Origin of the sequence: Amycolatopsis magusensis (assembly GCF_017875555.1) — a bacterium.
In the GTDB taxonomy this organism is placed as follows: Bacteria; Actinomycetota; Actinomycetes; order Mycobacteriales; family Pseudonocardiaceae; genus Amycolatopsis; species Amycolatopsis magusensis.
Genome location: NZ_JAGGMS010000001.1, coordinates 1,447,500 through 1,467,389 on the forward strand (window position 1 = coordinate 1,447,500; position 19,890 = coordinate 1,467,389).

At 69.9% G+C, this 19,890-nt stretch carries 18 protein-coding genes; 10 read left to right on the forward strand and 8 right to left on the reverse strand.

The features are described from left to right. Nucleotides 1–495: 495 nt before the first annotated feature. The 4 genes from JOM49_RS06840 to JOM49_RS06855 all read right to left on the reverse strand — a co-directional run bounded on the left by JOM49_RS06840 (nucleotide 496) and on the right by JOM49_RS06855 (nucleotide 4,252). Nucleotides 496–1,266 carry a hypothetical protein gene (locus JOM49_RS06840; protein WP_209663506.1) on the reverse strand — a complete coding sequence of 257 codons (771 nt, stop codon included), beginning with the start codon at nucleotides 1,264–1,266 and terminating at the stop codon, nucleotides 496–498. A 16-nt stretch (nucleotides 1,267–1,282) separates the two neighbouring features. Continuing rightward, on the reverse strand, nucleotides 1,283–2,224 hold the full coding sequence (locus JOM49_RS06845; protein WP_209663507.1) for an ABC transporter ATP-binding protein: 942 nt from the start codon (nucleotides 2,222–2,224) through the stop codon (nucleotides 1,283–1,285). Nucleotides 2,225–2,390: 166 nt separating this feature from the next. Continuing rightward, nucleotides 2,391–3,047 carry a response regulator gene (locus JOM49_RS06850; RefSeq protein ID WP_209663508.1) on the reverse strand — a complete coding sequence of 219 codons (657 nt, stop codon included), beginning with the start codon at nucleotides 3,045–3,047 and terminating at the stop codon, nucleotides 2,391–2,393. After that, nucleotides 3,044–4,252: a sensor histidine kinase gene (locus JOM49_RS06855; RefSeq protein ID WP_443625902.1), complete on the reverse strand. Its 1,209-nt coding sequence runs from the start codon at nucleotides 4,250–4,252 to the stop codon at nucleotides 3,044–3,046. The genes JOM49_RS06850 and JOM49_RS06855 overlap by 4 nt, the downstream gene beginning before the upstream one ends. A 120-nt stretch (nucleotides 4,253–4,372) precedes the next feature. Here JOM49_RS06855 and JOM49_RS06860 point away from each other — a divergent pair, with 120 nt between their 5' ends. Then, a complete protein-coding gene (locus JOM49_RS06860; protein ID WP_209663509.1) occupies nucleotides 4,373–5,953 on the forward strand; it encodes a dynamin family protein in 1,581 nt (526 codons plus the stop codon). On the opposite strand, the gene JOM49_RS06865 is transcribed toward JOM49_RS06860, so the two are convergent. After that, on the reverse strand, nucleotides 5,913–7,100 hold the full coding sequence (locus JOM49_RS06865) for an FAD-dependent monooxygenase (protein ID WP_209663510.1): 1,188 nt from the start codon (nucleotides 7,098–7,100) through the stop codon (nucleotides 5,913–5,915). The genes JOM49_RS06860 and JOM49_RS06865 overlap by 41 nt on opposite strands. A gap of 94 nt (nucleotides 7,101–7,194) precedes the next feature. On the opposite strand from JOM49_RS06865, the gene JOM49_RS06870 reads away from it, so the two are divergent. From JOM49_RS06870 to JOM49_RS06910, 9 genes are all read left to right on the forward strand, one after another. After that, nucleotides 7,195–7,884 (forward strand): TetR/AcrR family transcriptional regulator, encoded by a 690-nt coding sequence (locus tag JOM49_RS06870; protein WP_209663511.1) that lies wholly within the window; start codon nucleotides 7,195–7,197, stop codon nucleotides 7,882–7,884. Between the two features lie 46 nt (nucleotides 7,885–7,930). Then, a complete protein-coding gene (locus JOM49_RS06875; RefSeq protein ID WP_209663512.1) occupies nucleotides 7,931–8,359 on the forward strand; it encodes a nucleotide exchange factor GrpE in 429 nt (142 codons plus the stop codon). Nucleotides 8,360–8,423: 64 nt separating this feature from the next. Beyond that, nucleotides 8,424–10,280 carry a dynamin family protein gene (locus JOM49_RS06880; protein ID WP_282768236.1) on the forward strand — a complete coding sequence of 619 codons (1,857 nt, stop codon included), beginning with the start codon at nucleotides 8,424–8,426 and terminating at the stop codon, nucleotides 10,278–10,280. Beyond that, entirely contained in the window at nucleotides 10,277–10,774 is a 498-nt protein-coding gene (locus tag JOM49_RS06885) for a hypothetical protein (protein WP_209672307.1), read from the forward strand. The genes JOM49_RS06880 and JOM49_RS06885 overlap by 4 nt, the downstream gene beginning before the upstream one ends. A gap of 116 nt (nucleotides 10,775–10,890) precedes the next feature. Continuing rightward, a complete protein-coding gene (locus JOM49_RS06890) occupies nucleotides 10,891–11,601 on the forward strand; it encodes a DUF6802 family protein (protein WP_209663513.1) in 711 nt (236 codons plus the stop codon). A 395-nt stretch (nucleotides 11,602–11,996) separates the two neighbouring features. Next, a complete protein-coding gene (locus tag JOM49_RS06895; RefSeq protein ID WP_209663514.1) occupies nucleotides 11,997–13,820 on the forward strand; it encodes a phosphoenolpyruvate carboxykinase (GTP) in 1,824 nt (607 codons plus the stop codon). 178 nt (nucleotides 13,821–13,998) lie between these two features. Further along, entirely contained in the window at nucleotides 13,999–14,613 is a 615-nt protein-coding gene (locus JOM49_RS06900) for an ABC transporter ATP-binding protein (protein ID WP_209663515.1), read from the forward strand. Then, nucleotides 14,610–15,944 (forward strand): hypothetical protein, encoded by a 1,335-nt coding sequence (locus JOM49_RS06905; RefSeq protein WP_209663516.1) that lies wholly within the window; start codon nucleotides 14,610–14,612, stop codon nucleotides 15,942–15,944. The genes JOM49_RS06900 and JOM49_RS06905 overlap by 4 nt, the downstream gene beginning before the upstream one ends. Before the next feature lie 38 nt (nucleotides 15,945–15,982). Beyond that, the gene (locus JOM49_RS06910; protein WP_209663517.1) at nucleotides 15,983–16,561 is read left to right on the forward strand and encodes an EndoU domain-containing protein; all 579 of its coding nucleotides are present in this window, start codon (nucleotides 15,983–15,985) and stop codon (nucleotides 16,559–16,561) included. A gap of 2 nt (nucleotides 16,562–16,563) precedes the next feature. Here JOM49_RS06910 and JOM49_RS06915 read toward each other — a convergent pair whose 3' ends face one another. The 3 genes from JOM49_RS06915 to JOM49_RS06925 all read right to left on the reverse strand — a co-directional run bounded on the left by JOM49_RS06915 (nucleotide 16,564) and on the right by JOM49_RS06925 (nucleotide 19,808). Beyond that, nucleotides 16,564–16,836, reverse strand: a complete 273-nt coding sequence (locus JOM49_RS06915; RefSeq protein WP_209663518.1) for a helix-turn-helix domain-containing protein — start codon at nucleotides 16,834–16,836, stop codon at nucleotides 16,564–16,566. Nucleotides 16,837–17,182: 346 nt separating this feature from the next. Continuing rightward, complete coding sequence (locus JOM49_RS06920) at nucleotides 17,183–18,799, reverse strand: alpha/beta hydrolase (RefSeq protein WP_209663519.1); 1,617 nt, start codon at nucleotides 18,797–18,799, stop codon at nucleotides 17,183–17,185. A gap of 130 nt (nucleotides 18,800–18,929) precedes the next feature. Next, on the reverse strand, nucleotides 18,930–19,808 hold the full coding sequence (locus tag JOM49_RS06925) for a septum formation family protein (protein ID WP_209663520.1): 879 nt from the start codon (nucleotides 19,806–19,808) through the stop codon (nucleotides 18,930–18,932). Nucleotides 19,809–19,890: the final 82 nt, after the last annotated feature.

Below are 19,890 nucleotides of genomic sequence, written 5' to 3' on the forward strand. Positions count from 1 at the left end.
CCCACATTCGGGAAGCCGAGTCCCACACTCACGCACCCGAACTCCACGCTCGGGAAGCCGAACCCCACGTTCAGATAAGCGAGTTCCACACTCGAGCAATCGAGTTCGACATCCAGACCGGCGAGTGCCACGTTCAAGCAGCCGAACCCACGTTCGGGAGGCCGAGTCCCACACTCACGCACCCGAGTCCTGCACTCAGGCAGGCGATCCCCACGTTCGGGAGGCCGAGTCCCACACTCACGCGCCCGAACTCCACGCTCGGGAAGCCGAACCACGTTCAGGTAAGCGAGTTCCACACAGGCAGCCGAGCCCCGCGTTCGGGTAGCTGCGCTCGGACGGCTCAGGTCCGCCGGGGCCGAGCGGCCGGGTGGTCGTGGCCACCCGAGACGAAATGAAAGGGCCCGGGTCGCCCCCCGAAGTGGCGGCCCGGGCCCTTTCCCCCGTTCCGGTTCTGCGCACCCCCGTGCCGCGGAGCCGGATTCCCCTGTAGAGGCTTTATGCGTCCCGCTTCTTCGCGGTGCTGATGGCGATCGCCAGCATGATCACGGCGAAGCCGGCGAAGTACGCCAGTGCCCAAGCCGGGCTCAGCGTGGACGACGACAGCGGCGGCCCCGCGGCCTCCCCGCCCATGGCGCCGTTCGACGCGCCGTCGCCGGCGATGAACTTGTGCGCCACGTTGAACGGCATCCACTGGTGGATGTCGTCGCCGATCGACGGGATCAGCGGCACCAGGCCTTCGACCGCCAGGTTGTAGATCAGCAGCAGCGAGATCGCCCCGGCGCTGTGCCGGATCAGGATGCCGACGGCCACCGCGACCACCGCGGCCAGTGCGAACACCGGGCCGATGCCCGCCACGTTGATCCACTTCGCGGTGGTGTTCAGCGCCAGGTCGGCCTCGGGCTGCAGCAGGTTCGCGATGCCCCACGAGCCGAAGCCGGCGATCTCCCCGATCACCAGCGCCAGCAGCGCGACCACCACGGTCTTCGCCAGCAGCGCCGAACCCCGGTGCGGCACCGCCTGGAACGTGGTGCGGATGGTGCCGAAGCGGTACTCCGTGGTGACCGCCAGCGCGGCCAGCACCATCACCACGGCCAGGCCGAAGGAGTACCCGAATTCGGCACTGCCGACCGTGACGAACTCGATGTTCTCGGCGGTGCCGGTGACCAGCGCGGCGAACCCGATGGTGACGACCAGCGTGATCAGCGCGCACCACCACGGTGAGCGCGTGGTGAACAACTTGATGCGTTCGACAGCGAGCAGAGTCATGGTTGTCTCCAGAAAGTCACTGACCGGTCGGCGCGAGGATCTGCGCCGCTTCGGTCTCCAGGCCGGTGTGGTACTCCACGGAGTCGCCGGTGATCTGCATGAACGCCTGCTCCAGCGAGCCCTGCAGCGGGCTCAGCTCGTGCAGCACGATCCCGTGCTGGGCGGCGATCTCACCGATCTTCGCACTGTCCAAATCGGACACGATCAGCGCGTCGTCGTCCGCGGTCACCTGCGCGCTGGCGTTGGTCAGCAACTGGCCCAGCTGCGGCAGCTGCGGGCTGCGCACCTTCACCGTGTTCTCCGACGCCCGGGCCACGAAGTCCTTTGTGGAGCTTTGCGAGATCAGCTTCCCCCGGCCGATCACCACCAGCTCGCTCGCGGTCAGCGCCATCTCCGAGAGCAGGTGGCTGGAGACGAACACCGTGCGGCCCTCGTCGGCCAGCCGGTGCATGAACTTGCGGATCCAGAGGATGCCCTCCGGGTCCAGCCCGTTCACCGGCTCGTCGAACAACAGCACCTCGGGGTCGCCCAGCAGCGCCGCGGCGATCCCCAGCCGCTGCGACATGCCCAGCGAGAACCCACCGGCGCGCTTGCCGGCCACCGAGGTCAGGCCGACGGTGTCGAGCACCTCGTCGACCCGGCTCGCGGCGATCTTGTTCGACTTCGCCATCCACGCCAGGTGCGCGCGGGCCGAGCGGTTCGGGTGCACCCACTTGGCGTCCAGCAGTGCGCCGACCGTCCTCAGTGGATTCTTCAGCTCGTGGTACCGCTTGCCCCCGATGCTCACGCGGCCCGCGGTCGGGTTGTCCAGCCCCAGGATCATGCGCATGGTGGTCGACTTCCCGGCCCCGTTCGGGCCGAGGAAGCCGGTGACCCGGCCCGCCGCGACGCTGAACGACAGCTGGTCGACGGCGACCGTCTTCCCGTACCTCTTGGTGAGGCCTTCTGCCTCGATCATGTCTCCTCCTCGGCAGCGGAACGCCGGATGCGACCCCATCGTTTCCCGGCGCCGCGCCCTCGCGCGTCATCCCTGGGAGCGAACTTCCCACCCGACTGCAGTCGTAGCTTGGCCTGTCGCGAGGACCAGGGCGATCGGTGATCCCCCTGAGACGACCCTGAACTCGCTAGGAGACACCCGGGCGGGTAAGCCCGGTCTCGTACGCCAGCACCACGGCCTGGACCCGGTCGCGCAGCTCGAGTTTCGCCAGTATCCGGCCGACGTGGGTTTTGACCGTCGCCTCGGACAGGAAGAGAGCCTCGGCGATCTCGGTGTTGGACATTCCCTTGGCGATCAACACCAAAACCTCGCGCTCGCGTTCGGTGAGCACGTTGAGCACCGCCGCGTCGCGCAGCGGGGCGTCCCCGGAGCCGACGAACCGGTCGAGCAGCCGCCGGGTCACCGACGGCGAGACCACCGCCTCGCCACTGGCCACCGACCGCAGCGCCGAGACCAGGTGGTCCGGCGGGGTGTCCTTGAGCAGGAAGCCGCTGGCGCCGCCGCGCAACGCCGCGTAGACGTACTCGTCCAGGTCGAAGGTGGTCATCACGAGCACGCGCGCGGTGCCGGCCTCGACGATCAGCTTGGTCGCCTCGACCCCGTCGAGCACCGGCATCCGGACGTCCATCAGCACCACGTCCGGCCGCAGTTCCTCGGCCAGCCGCGCGGCTTCACGGCCGTTCCCGGCCTCGCCGACCACGTCGATGTCGGGCTGGGCCCCGAGCACCATGCGGAACCCGACGCGCATCAGCTCCTGGTCGTCGACCAGCACCACCCGGATCACGAGTCCAACCTAACCGGCAGGGTGGCGTGCACGCGCCAGCCGCCACCCGGCCGTGGGCCGACCTCCAGCTTGCCGCCGAGCACGTTCGCCCGTTCCCGCATGCCGATCAGGCCGTTGCCGCCGGGTAGTTGTGCCACCGCGCTGGTGGCCCCGCGCGCGGGTACCGGCACCGGGCGCACGCCGTTGCCGTTGTCGGACACCTCGATGCGCACGCCGTCGGCCTCGCGATGCACCTTCACCACCGCCTTCGCTCCGGGACCGCCGTGCTTGAGGGTGTTCGTCAGCGACTCCTGCACGATCCGGTAGACGCCGAGGGACACCCCGGCCGGCAGGTCGTCGAAGTTCTCGTCGACCTCCACGTCCACCGGCACCCCGGCGGCGCCGACCCGCTGGGCCAGCTCGGTCAGCGAGTTCGCGTTGGGCTGCGGCACGCGCGGCTCGTTGTCGGCGTCCTCGTTGCGCAGCACGTCGAGCAGCCGCCGCAGCTCGGCGAGCGCGCCGCGGCCGGTCTCGGAGATCGTCTGCACCGCGCGCTCGGCCAGGTCCGGGTTGGACCGGATGGCGTAGGAGGCGCCGTCGGCCTGCACCACGATGACGCTCACCGCGTGCGCCACCACGTCGTGCAGCTCGCGGGCGATCCGGCCGCGTTCGTTGGCCACCGCGATGCGGGTGGCCTGGTCTCGTTCGGTCTCCAGGAGATGCAACCTGGCCTCCACTTCCGCGTGGTACGCCCGCCGGGCCCCGACGAACTCGCCGAGCAGCCAGCAGAACGCGTTGGCGAGCACGATCAGCACGATGTTGATCGCCAGCTCGTCGGTGCGCTGCACGATCAGCTGGAGCACGCTGGTCGTGACGCTGATCAGCAGGTACAGCGCGCCGTGGCGGCGTCCGGCGTAGACGACCAGGGTGTAGACCGCGATCGTCCCGGCGAAGAACCCGGCCACGCCGAGTTCCAGCCCGCCGTGCACGGCGCCGAGCAGCAGCGCCGCGTAGGCCGCCCACACCGGGCGCTTGCGCCGGAACACCACCGGCAGCACGACCAGGAAGTCCAGCGGCACGGTGACGTACCACGGGTGGATCGCCAGTCCGGTCTGCTCGGTGTCCGACACCACGAACAACAGCAGGTCGAACAGCAGCAGCAACAGGGCGATGCAGCTGTCCCCGACCATCGGGTGTTTCCGTAACCAGAGACTGAGCCGGCGCACGACATCCAGCGTATGTCCGCTGGCCGGAACACCGCGTCGCCCGCCGGGACCACCTTGGGTGCGACCGCAGGATGACGGGCATGATTACCCCTGGATCCGAGGCTTCGGGGAGGGACACGCGTGACGGCACCGGCGGAACAGGGTGGGCGCCTCGCGGGGCCCCTGTCCACCTCGGTCGGCAACCTCTGCCACCGGTTGCAGTCCCAGGTCTCCGCCCGCACCGCGGCCGGGTTCGCCGAGGTGATGCGCCGGCTCGGGGCACCGCTGCAGGTGGCGGTGGCCGGGCGGATCAAGTCCGGCAAGTCCACCCTGGTCAACGCGCTGATCGGCCGCCGGGTGGCGCCGACCGACGTGGGTGAGTGCACCCGGCTGGTCACCCGCTTCCAGTACGGCACGGTCGACCGGGTCGAGGTGGTCTTCACCGACGGCCGCAAGCAGGTGCTGCCCTTCGCGCCGGACGGCAGCATCCCGGCCGAGCTGGGCGTGGACATCGACGAGGTCTCGCACCTCGAGGCGTACCTCACCAACGCCGTGCTGCAGGGCATGACGGTGATCGACACGCCGGGGCTCGGCTCGCTGGACGCCGCCTCGGTGTCGCGGACCGAGCAGCTGCTCGGCGCGGCCAAGCACCGCAAGGACGGCGAGGACGGCGAGGGCGGTTCCGACGAGCTGGACGACACCTCGCGCAACGCCGTCGCCGGTGCCGAGGCCGTGCTCTACGTGGTGACCCAGGGTGTGCGTGCCGACGACCAGCAGGCGCTGGCCGCGTTCACCGCCGCCACGGCCAGCCGCGAAGCCGGTCCGGTGAACGCGATCGCGGTGCTCAACAAGGCCGACACGATCGCACCGGAGTCGGTGGACGGCGCCGGGGACGACGTGTGGAAGGCGGCGACCATGCTCGCCGAGAAGCAGGCCGCCACGCTGAAGCCGCGGGTGGCCGACGTGCTGCCGGTGATCGGCCTGCTGGCCGAGTCCGCCGAGGCGGGTGCCTTCACCTCCGCCGACGCCGACGCGCTGCGCCAGCTCTCCGAGGTCGACGACGCCTCACTTGAGACCATGCTGATCTCCGCGGACATCTTCACCAGCTGGGAGTGCGAGGTCCCCTCCGGCGTCCGGCTGCGGTTGCTGGAGAAGCTGGACCTGTTCGGCATCCGCAGCGCGATCGACGCGATCCGCGCCGAACCGGGGCTGACCGCGGGCGCGCTGCGCCGCAAGCTGCTCGACGCCTCCGGACTGGCCGCGGTGCGTGCCCGGCTGGCGATGGTGTTCGCCGCGCGCGCCGACGGCATCAAGGCTGCCGCCGCGCTCGCCTCGGTCACCGCGCTGGCGCACGCCTCCGGTGACCCGGCGGAACGCCAGCGCGTGCACGACGCGATCGAGGTGCTGCTCGCCAAGCCCGAGGCACACCAGCTGCGGCTGCTGGAGGCGCTGACGCTGGTCGCCTCCGGCGCGGTGGACATGCCGGAGGACCTCGCCGAGGAGGTGCTGCGGGTGGGCAGCAACGCCGACATCGGGGCCCAGCTCGGGATGCCCGGCCGCCCGCGCACCGAACTGGCGGCCTACGCGCTCGAACGCGCCGGGTGGTGGCGGTCGTTCGCCTCCTTCGGCGCGACCCCGGCGCAGAGCCGGGTCGCGCACGTGGTGCACCGGGCGTACTTCCTCATCTGGCAGCAGTTGCGTGCGGATAATCCGGGAGGGTGAGGTTCGAGCTCCGCTCCTCACCGGCTTTCAGCATCAGTTTCAGCACCAGCTTGTTGCTCAGTGACTTGTTCCGCAGCCAGGTTTTGAGCCGCGTGTCCGGGGCGAGGAACTTCCCGGTGCCTTCCCCGCCTTTCTGGCATTCCGTCGCGTATTCACGCAGCAGGTTTTCGTAGCGGGTGAATGCCGTGCGGTGGTCGCCGGAATTCGCCAGTTCCCCGGCGAGTACGTAAGCCGCGACGATCGCGGTTCCCGTGCCCATGCCGCCGAGCGTCGCGCCGCAGGCGGCGTCGCCGAGCAGCGCGATCCGGCCGGTCGACCAGTTCGGCACGTCGGCGCGGCTGATCGAATCGAAGTACAACTGCTTCGCGGCCGGAAGCGTGCCGAGGATTTCCGGTGTCCGCCAGCCCATTCCGGCCAGGTTCTCGGCGATCAGCCGCTTCTGCTGCTCGACGTCACGCCGGTCGTAACGCAGCTCCGGCGATTTGAACAACACGTAGGCACCCGCCATGGCCGGGTTCAGGTGGTCGACCGCGGCCGAGACGTACTTGCCGGGGGTGTTGACGCCGACCGCTTCCTGCGCCAGCCACGACGGCGACGGCATCTCCCAGCCCGCGACGTAATAACCGAGGTGCTTGACGTACTCGCGCTCCGGCCCGAAAGCCAGCGCGCGCACGTTCGAATGCAGCCCGTCCGCGCCGATGACGAGGTCGAAGGTGCCTTCGTCGCCGCTTTCGAAGGTGACGTGCACGCCGTCGGCGGTCTCGGTCAAGGCGCTGATCGAGTCGCCGAAGCGGTACTCGGTGATGTCGGCGCTGTGCTCGCGCAGCAGTTCTGACAGGTCCGAGCGGCGGATCTCCACCGCGCCACCGGCGAATTCCGTCGGCAGGCGCAGCAAGGTGCGCTCCCGCTCGTCGACGAACCGGATCGGCATGCCGCCGGTCTGCCGCTCGCGGATCCGGTCGAGCAACCCCATGCGCTCCAGCACCCCCAGGTGCGTCGGCCCGCGGAAGTCCACCGCGTAACCGCCCTCGCGCGGTTCCGGCGCCACCTCGACCACGGTCGGCCGGAAGCCGTACCGGCCCAGCCAGTAAGCCAGTGCGGGCCCGGCCACGCTGGCGCCGGAGATCAGCACGTTCTTGCCGCTCATGCGACTCCCCCAAAACAGTGTCCAGTAGAAACAGTTGATTACTGTGTACAGTGGAAGCAGTTCTGGTGGCAACCCTTTTTGCTCAGGAGAGACCGTGATCGCCGGCGCCAAGTTGCTCTGGGAACCGCACACCCCCGGCGCGCGCGGCCCGAAACCGGTGCTCGGCGTGGACCGGATCGTCGCGGTGGCGATCGGGCTGGCCGACGCCGAAGGCCTCGGCGCGGTGTCCATGCAGCGGATCGCCGACGAGCTGGGCTTCACCAAGATGTCGCTCTACCGGCACGTGCCGAGCAAGGCCGACCTGATCGCGGTGATGACCGACCAGGGCTTCGGCGAACCGGCCGAGCTGGCCGGAGGCGGGTGGCGCGAGCAGCTCCACGAGTGGTGCCTGCTGATGTTCGCCGTGCTGCAACGGCATCCGTGGCTGCTGGACAGCTCGTTGTGCCCGCGCGTGTGGGGGCCGTGCGAACTGGGCTGGGTCGAACGCGCGCTGACCGCGCTCGAAGGCACCGGGCTGACCGGGGGCGAGCGCCTCGACGCCGTAGCCACGCTGACCGGGCACCTGCGCGCCATCGCCGAGCAGGCCAGGAACTCGTCGACACCGGAAGCCGACTTCTCCCGCACCCTCGCCGCGGTGATGGCCGCGCACGGCGACCGCTTCCCGTCGATGGCCGCCGCGTTCTCGGACGCCGCCGGGGGCGGCCAGGACAACGCGCTCGAATTCGGGCTGGCGCGAATCCTCGATGGTCTCGCCGTACTCATCGACCGGCGTTCCGTGGACTGAGTTAGGTTTCCCCCGACGACTCGACGGGGTGTTGGGGGTGGCTGGGATGTCGTTGTGGTCCCGCAAGAACGACGGAGCCGACCACGCTGACGGACTGGAGAACAGCGGAACCGCGGCGGGGGCCACCGCGTCGGAACCCGATGTGGAGCCCGTAGCAGTGATCGTGCCCGGCGGGGACGTGGACCAGGCGTCCGTCGAACGGCAAACGCTGATCCAGCTGTGCCTGTACGCGCTGGACCGCGCGCGCAGCGGCGGCGTGGTGGAACGCCTGGTGCAGGGCCTGGCCGAGGTCGGGGTGCGGGCGTTGCGCCCGGACGGTGAACGGTTCGACCCGGCGGTGCACGAGGCGGGCGGCGCGGTGCCGACCGAGGACCCGGCATTGGACGGCATCGTGGCGGAGACCGAGGTGGTCGGCTTCGCCGATCGCGACCGGCTGCTTCGTGCCCCGATCGTCACCGTGTACACCCGGAGATAGGACTGGCGCGAAGCGCACCGTTGAGGGTGGTGGTGGGTGACGGGTGGGAAGATACGCTGCCCAGGTGACCGCACCAGCCGCACTCGGATCGATCGGTAAGCCCAGCCTGCCCGCGCAGGTGAAGCAGGCCAGGGAGACCCTGCTGGCGCTGCTGCGCGAACTGGACCCGCAGGCCGCCCGGTGGGTGGAGGACCTGCGCAAGGCGCGGCCGAAGAAGCCCTCGGTGGTGGTCGTCGGCGAGACCAATCGCGGTAAGAGTTCCCTGGTCAACGCCCTGCTGGCGATGCCGGGCCTGTCCCCGGTCGACGCCAGCGTGGCCACCGCGACCTACCTGGTCTTCGAGCACGCCGAGGCGTGGTCGGCGCAGGCCTGCTACCCCGGTCAGCTGGCCCCGGTCGGGGTCGAGATGAACGAGCTGGTCCGCTGGGTTTCCGCGAGCCACGAGCTGCCCGAAGGCCAGTTGCCGCCGCGCTACGTCGAAGTCAGCGGCCCGGTGCCGCTGCTCGAACGGGTGTCCATTGTGGATACCCCGGGCGTCGGCGGACTGGACTCGATGCACGCCGAGCTGGCGATGGAGGCCGCGGCCAACGCCACCGCGCTGCTCTTCGTGGTGGACGCCTCGGCGCCGTTCACCTCCAGCGAGCTGAACTTCCTGCGCAGCATGGGCGATCGCGTGGAAACCGTGGTGTTCGCGCTGACCAAGACCGACCAGTTCCGCGGCTGGCGCCAGGTGCTCGACGCCGACCGCGAGCTGCTGAACGAGCACGCGCCCCGGTTCGCCGACGCGGTGTTCCACCCGGTTTCGGCACGCATGTTCGAGATGGCCGCGAAGGCGCCGAACGAGCAGGCCAGGACCATGTTGCGCGAGCGGTCCGGGGTGGCCGAGCTGCAGGCCGCCATGCAGGAGATGCTGGTCGGCCGGTCGGCCATGCTCGGCGAGGCGAACACCCTGCGCGCGTTGTCCAGCGCACTCGGGGAGCAGCATTCGAAGCTGCAGTCCGAGCGCCGCGCGCTGTCGGCGGGTGAGGCCGAGGCCGAGCTGCTGCGCGAACGCCGAGACCAGCTCGCCGCCGAGCGCCGGTCGTCCACCCGTGGCTGGCAGCTGCGGCTGCGTGGCGAGATCCAGCGCACCCGGGTCGAGATCGGGCACGAGGGCAACCGGCAGATGCGCGACGCCCAGTCCTACTTCCGCCAGCAGATCGACGCGGCCAAGCGCGAGCAGATCCAGGAGCTGCCCGGCCAGGTCGACGTCGCGCTGCAGACCATCTCGCAGCGCATGTCGCTGGCGCTGGCGCAGCGGCTCAACCAGGTCACCGACGTGGCGCTGGCCGAGCTGTTCAGCCAGGAGGAACTGGACGTCATCCGCGCCCAGTTCGCCAGGGCGGGCAGCCCGCCGGTGGTGCTGCGCCCGCCGGACAAGCGGCCGCCGACCGCCGAGGACAAGCTGCTGGTGTTCATGGGCGTGTCCGGCGGGGTCGGGGCGGGCAAGCTGGTGGCCGCGCCGCTGGCCGGGCTCGCCCTGTTCAACCCGGTGGTGCTGCCCGCGACCATCGTGATCGGCCTCGGGGCGGGCTGGTGGATGGCCAGGACCCGGCGGCACGCGGCGGACAAGCAGCACATGAAGCAGTGGCTGGTGGAGTCCATCGCGGACGCCCGCTCCACGCTGGACCAGCTGGTCGCCGAGCAGCTGATCGAGGCGGAGCAGCAGCTGTCGCTGGCACTGGACGAGGCGCTCGGCCGCCGGATCGAGGCGATCGAGGCCGAGCTGAAGGAAGTCGACAAGACGATCAAGATGGGCACCCAGGAGCGCGCGAAGAAACTCAGCCTGGTCACCAAGCGGATCACTCAGGTGAGTGAAGGCCGCGAGCGCGCCGAGGGGTTCCTGTCCCGGATCCGGACGCTGAGGGACAAGACGTCGTGAACCAGCCACCGCAGCAGCCGTATTACTACGGGCAGCAGCCCTACGGCTATCCGCCGCAGCCGCCGCCGAAGAAGAGCCGCACCGGCCTGATCGTGGGCTTGGTGGTCGGGCTGGTGGTGCTGCTCGGTGGCGGTGCCGTGCTGCTCGTGGTGCTGCTGAGCGACAGCGGGACCAGCGGCGATCCGCGGGCCACCGCGCAGCAGTACGTGGACGCGGTGAACAACAAGGACGCCGAGACCATCGTGGCGCTGAGCTGCTCGCTCGGCCCGCAGTACGTGGACAGCGTGCGCGAGGAGCTGACCAGCAAGGGGGTCGAGATGACCTTGTCGCCGGAGGAGGGCACGGAGTCGGCCGCCAGCGCCGGGTTCTGGATCGACGGGAAACTGGCCAACCCGGCCAGCTACGAGGACGGCGAACTGCGGTACCGCCTCAACCTGAGCACCACGAACGACCGCTGGTGCGTGACGCTGGGCGCGCTCGGGATGCCCGCTTGACCATCGGGGTGACCGGCTGTTGTGCCAGGGAACCGAACCGGCATACGGTGAGTCATAACCGCTGAAGACAACATCCTTGAACTGCCGGGGCGACTCCTGGCGAAGGGGGAATTCCCGTGTGGGTCGACGAGAGCGGTGGCACCGACACCACCGACACCTCCGCTGCCGCGGACGAGATGACGGTGACCGTCGACGGCGAGGAGTACACCGCTGACGTCAACTTCGACATGAACGAGGACGGCGTCAACGACACCGCCACGATCGAGACCGAGGACGGCGGCGTCCAGGCCTTCGTCGACACCGACGCCGACGGTGACGCCGACGAGTTCATCGAGCTGGACGCCCAGGGCGAGGTGGTTTCGCACGCGGCGTACGACGAGGCGTCCGGCGACTGGATCGACGTCGGCTCCGGCGGTACCACCGGGGACGACACCGACCCCGGCACCCAGACCGGGAGCGAAGGCGGCATCACCGCCGACCTTCCCGAGGGTGAGGTGGAGGTCGGACCGGCCACGGTGGACACCGACAACGACGGCGTGAACGACACCGCGGTGGTCGAGGACTCCTCCGGCAACACGATCGGGTTCACCGACGTCGACGGCGACGGCGAGGCTGACCTCGCCGTGGTGATCGACCCCAGCGGTGAGTCCACCGTGTACGAGCACACCGGCGACGGCGAGTGGACCGAGAGCACCACCTCCGGCGCGGTCGGCGCGGTGGGCACGCCCAGCGCCGGCGACGACGCCTGGGGCGTCAGCGGTTCGCAGCCGGTCGAGGGGGTCGCGAAGATCGACTCGGTCACCGGCCAGTGGATCAGTCCGAACTGATCCTTCTTCGACAGCAGGCCCGGCGCGACGTGTTCGCGCCGGGCCTTCTTGCTATTGCGCGGAAATCGGGCAATTCGCGGGCATAACGCGCGTTCGAGTGAGACGCAGCGCACTCTTTTCGAGTCGCGGAAGAGGCAACTCCACTGCCCGGCGCAGGAAGAACTTTGCCGTTCCTCCGTTCCGGCGACAACTGAATCGATTCCCTTATCGTTCCTGTGAGAGAACCGACAGGCCACCCCTCGGTTACTTGCCGTCCATCCGGTTACCCTCCAAGAATCCCCAAATCAGCACACCGGTCCCGCGGCCGGTGTGCGAAGCCATTCGGTCGCCGGCGAAGGAGCCCGCCCCGGACGAGAGTTCGGTGTGGGCTTTTTTGCCGGAGTTCAGGAGAAGAGATGACTGCAGTAGCCATCCCCGGACTCGACGCCGCCCCCACCACGCACTCGAAGGTCCTGGCGTGGGTGCGGGAGGTCGCGGAGCTGACCACCCCCGACCGAGTGGTGTGGGTGGACGGCTCCGAGGAGGAGTCGGCGCGGATCAACGCCGAACTGGTGGAAGCGGGCACCTTCGTCCCGCTGAAGGCGAAGCCGAACTCGTACTGGGCCGCTTCCGACCCGGACGACGTGGCCCGCGTCGAGGAGCGCACGTTCATCTGTTCCGAGCGCGAGGAAGACGCCGGGCCGACGAACAACTGGGCGCACCCCGGTGAGATGAAGGCGACCATGACCGAGCTGTACCGCGGGTGCATGCGGGGTCGCACGATGTACGTCATCCCCTTCTGCATGGGACCGCTCGGCGACGACGACCCGAAGCTCGGCGTGGAGATCACCGACTTCGCCTACGTGGTCGCCTCGATGCGCGTGATGACCAGGATGGGGCAGGCGGCGCTGGACAAGTTCGTCACCGAGGACGGCGCCGAGCGCGAGTTCGTGCCCGCGCTGCACTCGGTCGGCGCCCCGCTCAACCCGGGTGAGCAGGACGTGCCGTGGCCGTGCAACTCGACCAAGTACATCACCCACTTCCCCGAGGAGCGGATGATCTGGAGCTACGGCTCCGGTTACGGCGGCAACTCGCTGCTCGGCAAGAAGTGCTACTCGCTGCGGATCGCCTCGGTGATGGCCCGTGACGAGGGCTGGCTCGCCGAGCACATGCTGATCCTCAAGCTCATCTCGCCCGAGGACAAGGCCTACTACATCGCCGCGGCCTTCCCCAGCGCCTGCGGCAAGACCAACCTGGCCATGCTGCAGCCGACCATCCCCGGCTGGCGCGTGGAGACCCTGGGTGACGACATCGCCTGGATGCGCTTCGGGGAGGACGGCCGCCTGTACGCGGTCAACCCGGAGTTCGGCTTCTTCGGCGTCGCGCCGGGCACCAACTGGCACACCAACCCGAACGCCATGCGCACCATCGAGCAGGGCAACTCGGTGTTCACCAACGTCGCGCTGACCGACGAGGGCGACATCTGGTGGGAGGGCATGGAGGGCAAGCCCGAGCACGCCACCTCCTGGACCAAGCAGGAGTGGACGCCGGACTCGGAGGAGAAGGCCGCCCACCCGAACTCGCGTTACTGCACGCCGATGTCGCAGTGCCCGATCCTGGCGCCGGAATGGGACGACCCGAAGGGCGTGCCGATCTCGGCGATCCTGTTCGGCGGCCGCCGCGCCACCACGGTTCCGCTGGTCACCGAGTCGCGCGACTGGCAGCACGGCGTGTTCATGGGCGCCACCATGTCCTCGGAGAAGACCGCCGCCGCCGCGGGCAAGGTCGGCGAGGTGCGCCGCGACCCGATGGCCATGCTGCCCTTCCTCGGCTACCACGCCGCCGACTACTTCAAGCACTGGATCTCACTGGGCAAGGAAGCCGACGCGACCAAGCTGCCGAAGATCTTCTACGTCAACTGGTTCCGCCGCGGTGACGACAAGCGCTTCCTGTGGCCTGGGTTCGGCGAGAACTCGCGCGTGCTGAAGTGGGTCATCGGCCGGATCGAGGGCCAGGCCGCGGCCACCGAGACCCCGATCGGCTTCGTGCCCACCGCCGACGACCTGGACATCGACGGCATCGAGGAGCCGAAGTCCGACGTCGAGCTGGCGCTGCGGGTCGACGCCGAGGAGTGGCGCCAGGAGCTGCCGCTGATCGAGGAGTGGTTCGCCAAGATCGGCGACAAGGTGCCGTCCAACCTGCGTGACGAGCTGGAGTCGCTGCGCCAGCGCCTCGGCTGAGCGAACACCACCGGAGAACGGCCCGCCCTGACCGGCGGGCCGTTTTTCGTCGTGGGGCAGTTCGCACCGGTTCCGGCCGCACTCCGTTGATTGTCGGCCTGAATAGCCCTTTTGGCCTTGTTTTCGGCCCAAAAGGGCTATTCGTTTCCGGCCGGAGAATCGCGAGTATGGTCGCCGCATGGGGATCATCACCGAATCCATGGGAATCCGCGTGGGCAGGCAATGGCTGTTCCGCGGGCTCGACTGCGCGGTGGGTCCAGGTGAGTGCCTCGCACTGGTCGGGCCGAACGGCGCCGGGAAATCCACCCTGCTGCGCGTTCTTTACGGTATGCAGGCGCCTGCCGAAGGAAGGGTCGAGGTCGCCGGCCGCATTCCCGACGAGCGAAGTGTCGAGTTCCGGCGGCGGGTTTCGGTGGTGCTGGACGATTCCGACGTGTTCGCCGAACTCACCCCGGTGCAGCACCTGGAACTGCTCGCCGGGAGCTTCGGTACCGAAGTGGACGGTGTCCGGCTGCTCACGGAGGCCGGGCTGGCGGAACGGGCCGGGGTGGCCGCGGGCAGCCTTTCGGCGGGGCAGCGGCGGCGGTTGATGCTGCTGGGCGCCACCGCCCGGCCGTTCGAGGTGCTCCTGCTGGACGAACCGGAGCGCGCGCTCGATGCCGAAGGCCGGGACTGGCTGGCCGGGCTGGTGCGCCGGGCCAAGGACGACGGCGCCGCGATCGTGGTGGCCACGCACCACCCGCCACTGCTGGAGACCGCCGAAACGGTGATCACCATGCCCGGCCCTGAATGACCACTACGCTCGACCGGGTGCGGATCCCGGGCCGCCCGCGGTTCGGCGGGGTCTTCAGCGGTGACACCACCAGCTTCCTGGTCGTCTTCGGCATCGGCGCGCTGGCCACCGCGTTCGGGAAGCTGCCGTGGTGGCGCGAGTTCCTGCTCGGCGGGTCCACAGGGGACGGCTCCGCGCTGCCCGCGGTGGTGCTGGTCCTGTCCGGACTGTCCGCGCGTGCCCAGCTCCGGCGCGGGTACCGCTGGGCCGATCCGGCCGAGCTGACCTGGCTCGTCAGCGATCGCGTGCCGGTGCTGGGCGCGCGCGTCTGGCGGGTGTGGCTGGGCTGGCTGCTCGCGCTCGGCTACGTCACCGCGCTCGGCGGGGTCGTCTACGACGTGTCCGCCGAGGTGTGGACGGCCGTGGGGCTGCTGCTCGGCGGGAGTTCGGCGTTGACGCTGGCGGTCGCGCGGCGGCCGGTCGAGACGGGGACCGCGGCCGGGCCGATCGCGCTGGCCGGTGTGGGGGCGGTGGTGGCGCTGACCGGCCCGCCGCCGGAGGTGCTGTCGGCCTTCGGGGCGGTGCTGCTGCTGGCCGCCGTGGTCGTCGGCTGGGGGTCCGGATCGCTCCTGCGGCCGGTGGCGGCCGAGGCCGCGGGGCGCCTGGAGCTGGTTTCGGCGTGGCGCGAACGGGTGGTTCGCCTGGTTGCGGTGAGTTTCCTCGATCCACTGCTGATGTTGCCCTCGGCGAGGCCGGTGAACGTGCGGGTCACCTCCATCTGGCGGCTCGCGCTGGCCGGAGTGCTCGGGCGGCGTCGGTACGCCGCCGGCGCGGTCTTGATCGCCCTCGCCGCCGGGGTCGCGCGGCTGGCTTTCCCGGCATTGCCCGAGGTCGCGGTGGTGGCGGTCGCGGCGTACGCGGCGCTGATGCCGTTCGGCGGCGGGCTCGGGGAGCTCTGGCGCGGCCTCGGCCTGCGTCGCTGGCTCGACGAGCGTGACCTGCGCTTACGGGCGGCGTACGCACTGGTCTTCGCCGGGCTGGCACTGGCGTGGGCGCTGGTGCTCGTGCTGGTCGTGGCGCTGCTCGGTGTCTCGTTCGGCCCGGCGGCGTGGCTGGTGCTGCCGCTCGCCGCGGCCTCGGTGCTGCGCACGGCTTCACGGCCGCCCATGACCTACGACAACCTCGTCGTCACGGACACCCCGCTCGGCCAGGCGCCGGTCCGGCTGATCACTCAGGCGATCCGGGGACCGGACCTCGGTGTGGTGGGCGCGCTGACACTCACAGTGAGTTCTTTCGGTCCCGGCCCGGTAGTGGTGATCATGGCCCTGACCACGTGGTCCTGCCTTCGCTGAGCCCCCGCGTTAGTCTCGCGTCGGCGAAGGGAGTCACTGTGGGTGGGGGGCATGCGGCGGGGACCGGTCGGCGGGCGACCACCGAATTCCCACCGGAATGGGGTGGTCGCCGGATCCTCCGGTTGGTCACCGACGTGGCGAACGAGCCCGACGAACCACCGCGGCGGCTGCCCAACGGCCGCTGGCGCGCGTGCGGGGTGCGGGACGGGGTGTCGATCGTGGTGCTGGTCGAGCCGGAAGGCCGGGTGGTCACCGGCTTCCCGACCGCGGGCCCCGGCGTGGTGCGCAACCCGGACACCGCCGCCGACCCGGCCAACCCGACCGTCGCCGACCTCACCGAGAGCCGGGTCAGCTTCTTCGCCGAACGCCTGCTGGTCCAGCTGGCGAACCGGCTGCCGATCGAGGCGCTGACGCACTACCACGAGATCTACCTGGCCGGGGAGTGGGAAGAGCTGGTGGACGTGCTCGCCGCCCACCTGTTCACCGAGCGCACGCCGCTGAGCGTGGACGAGCACTCCGACCTGGAACGCCTGCTCCACGTCTACGACCGGCCACCGGCGGGCTTCCACTTCCTGAACGACCGGCAGCACATCCTGGCCGCCCTGCAACCCGGCTAGGGCTAGGCCGACACGACCCGGGGCAGGGGTTCGTCGGGCTCGGCGGCTTCGCGCAACGCGTCCAGTGGCAGCCGGACGGCGGCGGCGATGGCGGTGACGGTGAAGAAGGCGGGCGTCGGGATGCGCCCGGTCTCGATCTTGCGCAGGGTTTCCACCGAGATCCCGGCCTCCGCGGCCACCTCGACCATGCTCCGGTCCCCACGGGCTGCCCGCAGCGCGGCGCCGAGCCGCTCGCCGCGTACTCGCTCTGCCTCGGTCAACGGAACCCGCACCATGCCGTCCAGTCTAGTGCCCACACCCATCCCCAACCTGTGGACAACTCTGTGCACAGGTTGGGGGTAACTCGGCCGCAACCGGAATGACACCCAAAATCTTGTATCCGGCAGGCCACCTCGCACGTCTGTGTAGTAACGGCCCGGCACAGATCCATCCCCAGCGAGGAGGTCGGAGATCGTGATCGCAGGTTTGGCGCTGCTGGTCCTCGGACTCGGCGTGACGCTGCTGGTACTCGCGAGCGGCGCGCTCCGGTACGAGCAACCGTCCATGCGCGCACGGAAAAGCCCCGCCGAACGGAAGTTCGACGGGGCCTTGATCCCACAGCCACGCAGAGGTTAGCGGGGCTCACGCACCGGCGGGCACCGGAAGCGGCATGCCCGGCAGGCTCTGGTCGGCCGGCACGACGCCGTCGACCAGGTAGTCCTCCACGACCTTGTCCACCGGCGCGTTGCCACCGGCGTAGATGCCGTGGTCACCCTCGCCGGTGACGGTCAGCATCCGCGAGCCGGCGAACGCCTCGTGCGCGCGCTGCGCGCCCTCGAGCGGGGTCGCCGGGTCGTGCACCGACTGCACGATGACCACCGGCGGCACGCCCTTGCCGTTGACCTTCGGCAGCGAGATCGGCTTGTTCTTCCAGAAGATGCACGGCTGGATCAGCCAGCCGGCGCCCAGCAGCGGCAGGTCCTGGTCGATCAGCTTCTGCGACTGCTTGATCACGCTGCTGCGGGTACCCGGCCACGGGCCCTCGTTGCACGGGATGGTCCAGAAGCTCGCGTCGTAGGCGTCGTCGTAGTCGGTCGGCACCATCAGCGGCTGCGGGCCGATCACGTCGTTGCCGGACTGCTCGGCCTTGACCTTCTGCGCCGCCACCGACTTCTGCTCGGCGGTGGTGCTGCCCTCGGTCAGCGTGCGCACGGCCACCAGGTACTCGGCGAGCACCGGGAAGTTGCGCTTGGCGTAGAGGTAACCGGGGATGGTCGAGTCGAACTTCGCCGCGCTGACCTTCTCGCCGTCCAGCTCGACCGGGTTCTGCGTGAGCGAGGCGCGGACCTGCTCGTAGGTCTGGCGGGCGGCCTCACCGGTGTTGCCGAAGTGGTAGACCGAGTCGTACTTGGCCAGCCACGGCAGGAAGTCCTGGCGCCAGCGGCGCTCGAAGCCCAGCGGCTGCCAGTCGAACGACTTCTGCCAGGTGGTGGTGAACTCGGTGGCCGAGTCCAGCACGAACCGGCCGACGCGGTTCGGGAAGTAGGTGGCGTAGTGCGCGCCCATCCAGGTGCCCGCCGAGTAGCCGACCCAGTTGATCTTGTCGCGCTTGAGCAGCACGCGCAGCAGGTCGATGTCGCGGGTGGTCTGGTAGGTGTTGATCAGCGGGCCCAGCTCGCCGGACTTCACCTGGCACGAGTTCGCCGCGTACTTGGTGGCGTCCAGGATCAGGTTCAGGTTCGGCTTGGACCGGTCACGCGGGTCCAGGTCGCCGCCGGTGCCGATGGCGCCGCCGCAGGTGATGTTGGTGCTCTTGCCGGTGCCGCGCGGGTCGAAGCCGACGACCTCCTGACTGGCGCGCAGCTTGGCCTGGTTGCGCAGGCGCGTCGGGAAGCTGCGGCCGGGCGCGCCGGGACCACCGGGGTTGGTGATCACGCTGGCGGTCGCCTCGCCACCGGTGGCCTTGAGCCTGCTGACCGCGATGGTCAGGTCGATCTTGTCGGCGGCGCGGTCCCAGTTGCGCGGCGTCTGGTAGGTCGCGCACTCGATGCCCTCGGCGCCCGGCGGCGGCGCGGTGGGCAGTTCGTCACCGGTGCAGGTGTGCCAGTTCAGCACCTGGCCGGCGTACTGGGCCGGGATGCCGGTGGAGTTCAGCGGTTGCGCCCCCGCCGCGGCCGGATCGGCCAGCGCCGGGGTGACCCCGGCCAGCAGGCCGCCCGCCACCATCGGGATGACCACGGCTGTGCGCAGTCTTTTCATGTGTTGCCCCACTTGTCTCTTCGAGGTGCCGGTCACTCTTTTGCCCGTTTCCAGGCCGGCGAAAAAGTCATTGGCGGGTCATTGATATCGGTCCGCGACGGCATCGGCAACAGCCGTTAGTCGGATTCCGCTAACCCACCGGCAGTGGAGCGGCGCCGAGGTTCCGTAACTTCTTGGTCACGGGGACATCGGTTTGCGCGTAGCAGGTCAGGTTGGTGAATCCCTGTTCCCATTCGGTCTGGCTGGGCCAGCGCCAGGTCGCGACCACGTCGTCCCGGGTGGCCGTGCCGAGGTATTTGGTGAGCGTTTCACCGCAGACCGGGCGGGCCGCGGCATTGAATTCGTCCGGGGTCGGCACCGGGTCACCGGGTTTGCCCATGGTGACCACGCGGAGACCCTCCGCGTGGTGCGGTTCGGTGCAGGAGATCCGTTTCACCGCGGCTTCCAGCGGTTTGGCCGAGGAGCACACCTGGAATTCGAAGAACTTCTCCCCGGACAGCGCGCCCTTGAGCGAGCCGGTGCGCTCGACCGCCTTGCCGTCGGGGTCCAGCTGCGCCACCCCGCACCGGTACCAGCGATCGCCGGCGGCCCAGTCGTCGACGGGCGCCCAGAGCATCCAGGCGGCCAGGGTGGAGGCGTCGAAGTCGGTGCTGCCGAGGAACTTGGCCGCCTCGGTGCGGCACTCGGGCAGCGCGGCCTTGAAGATCACCGCGGCGTCCGGGCGCGCGGCGGGCAGGTCCGCGCCGAAGGTGCCCGCCTTGGTCACCTCGACGTGGTGCGGCTTCGCGCAGTCGACCGGCGCGGGGCTGGAGCCGAGCACGCACTGGCCCGGCTCGGCGACCGGGTCCCCGCTGGGGGCGGGGGCCTTCGCGGCGGGGGACTGCTCGTCCGCCGCGCCACCGGCCAGCGCCCGGCCGCCCACCTCGGTGGCGCAACCCGAGACCGCGAGCGCGGCGGCGAGCAGCCCGAAGGACAGCCGTCTCCCGGTCGATCGTGCCAGCGACGCCATATCAGCCACCCCCGCTCAGGTTCGCGCCCGACCCTATCCGACGGGTTTTCCCCAGCTCGCGGTCCCTATGAGCAAATCGATA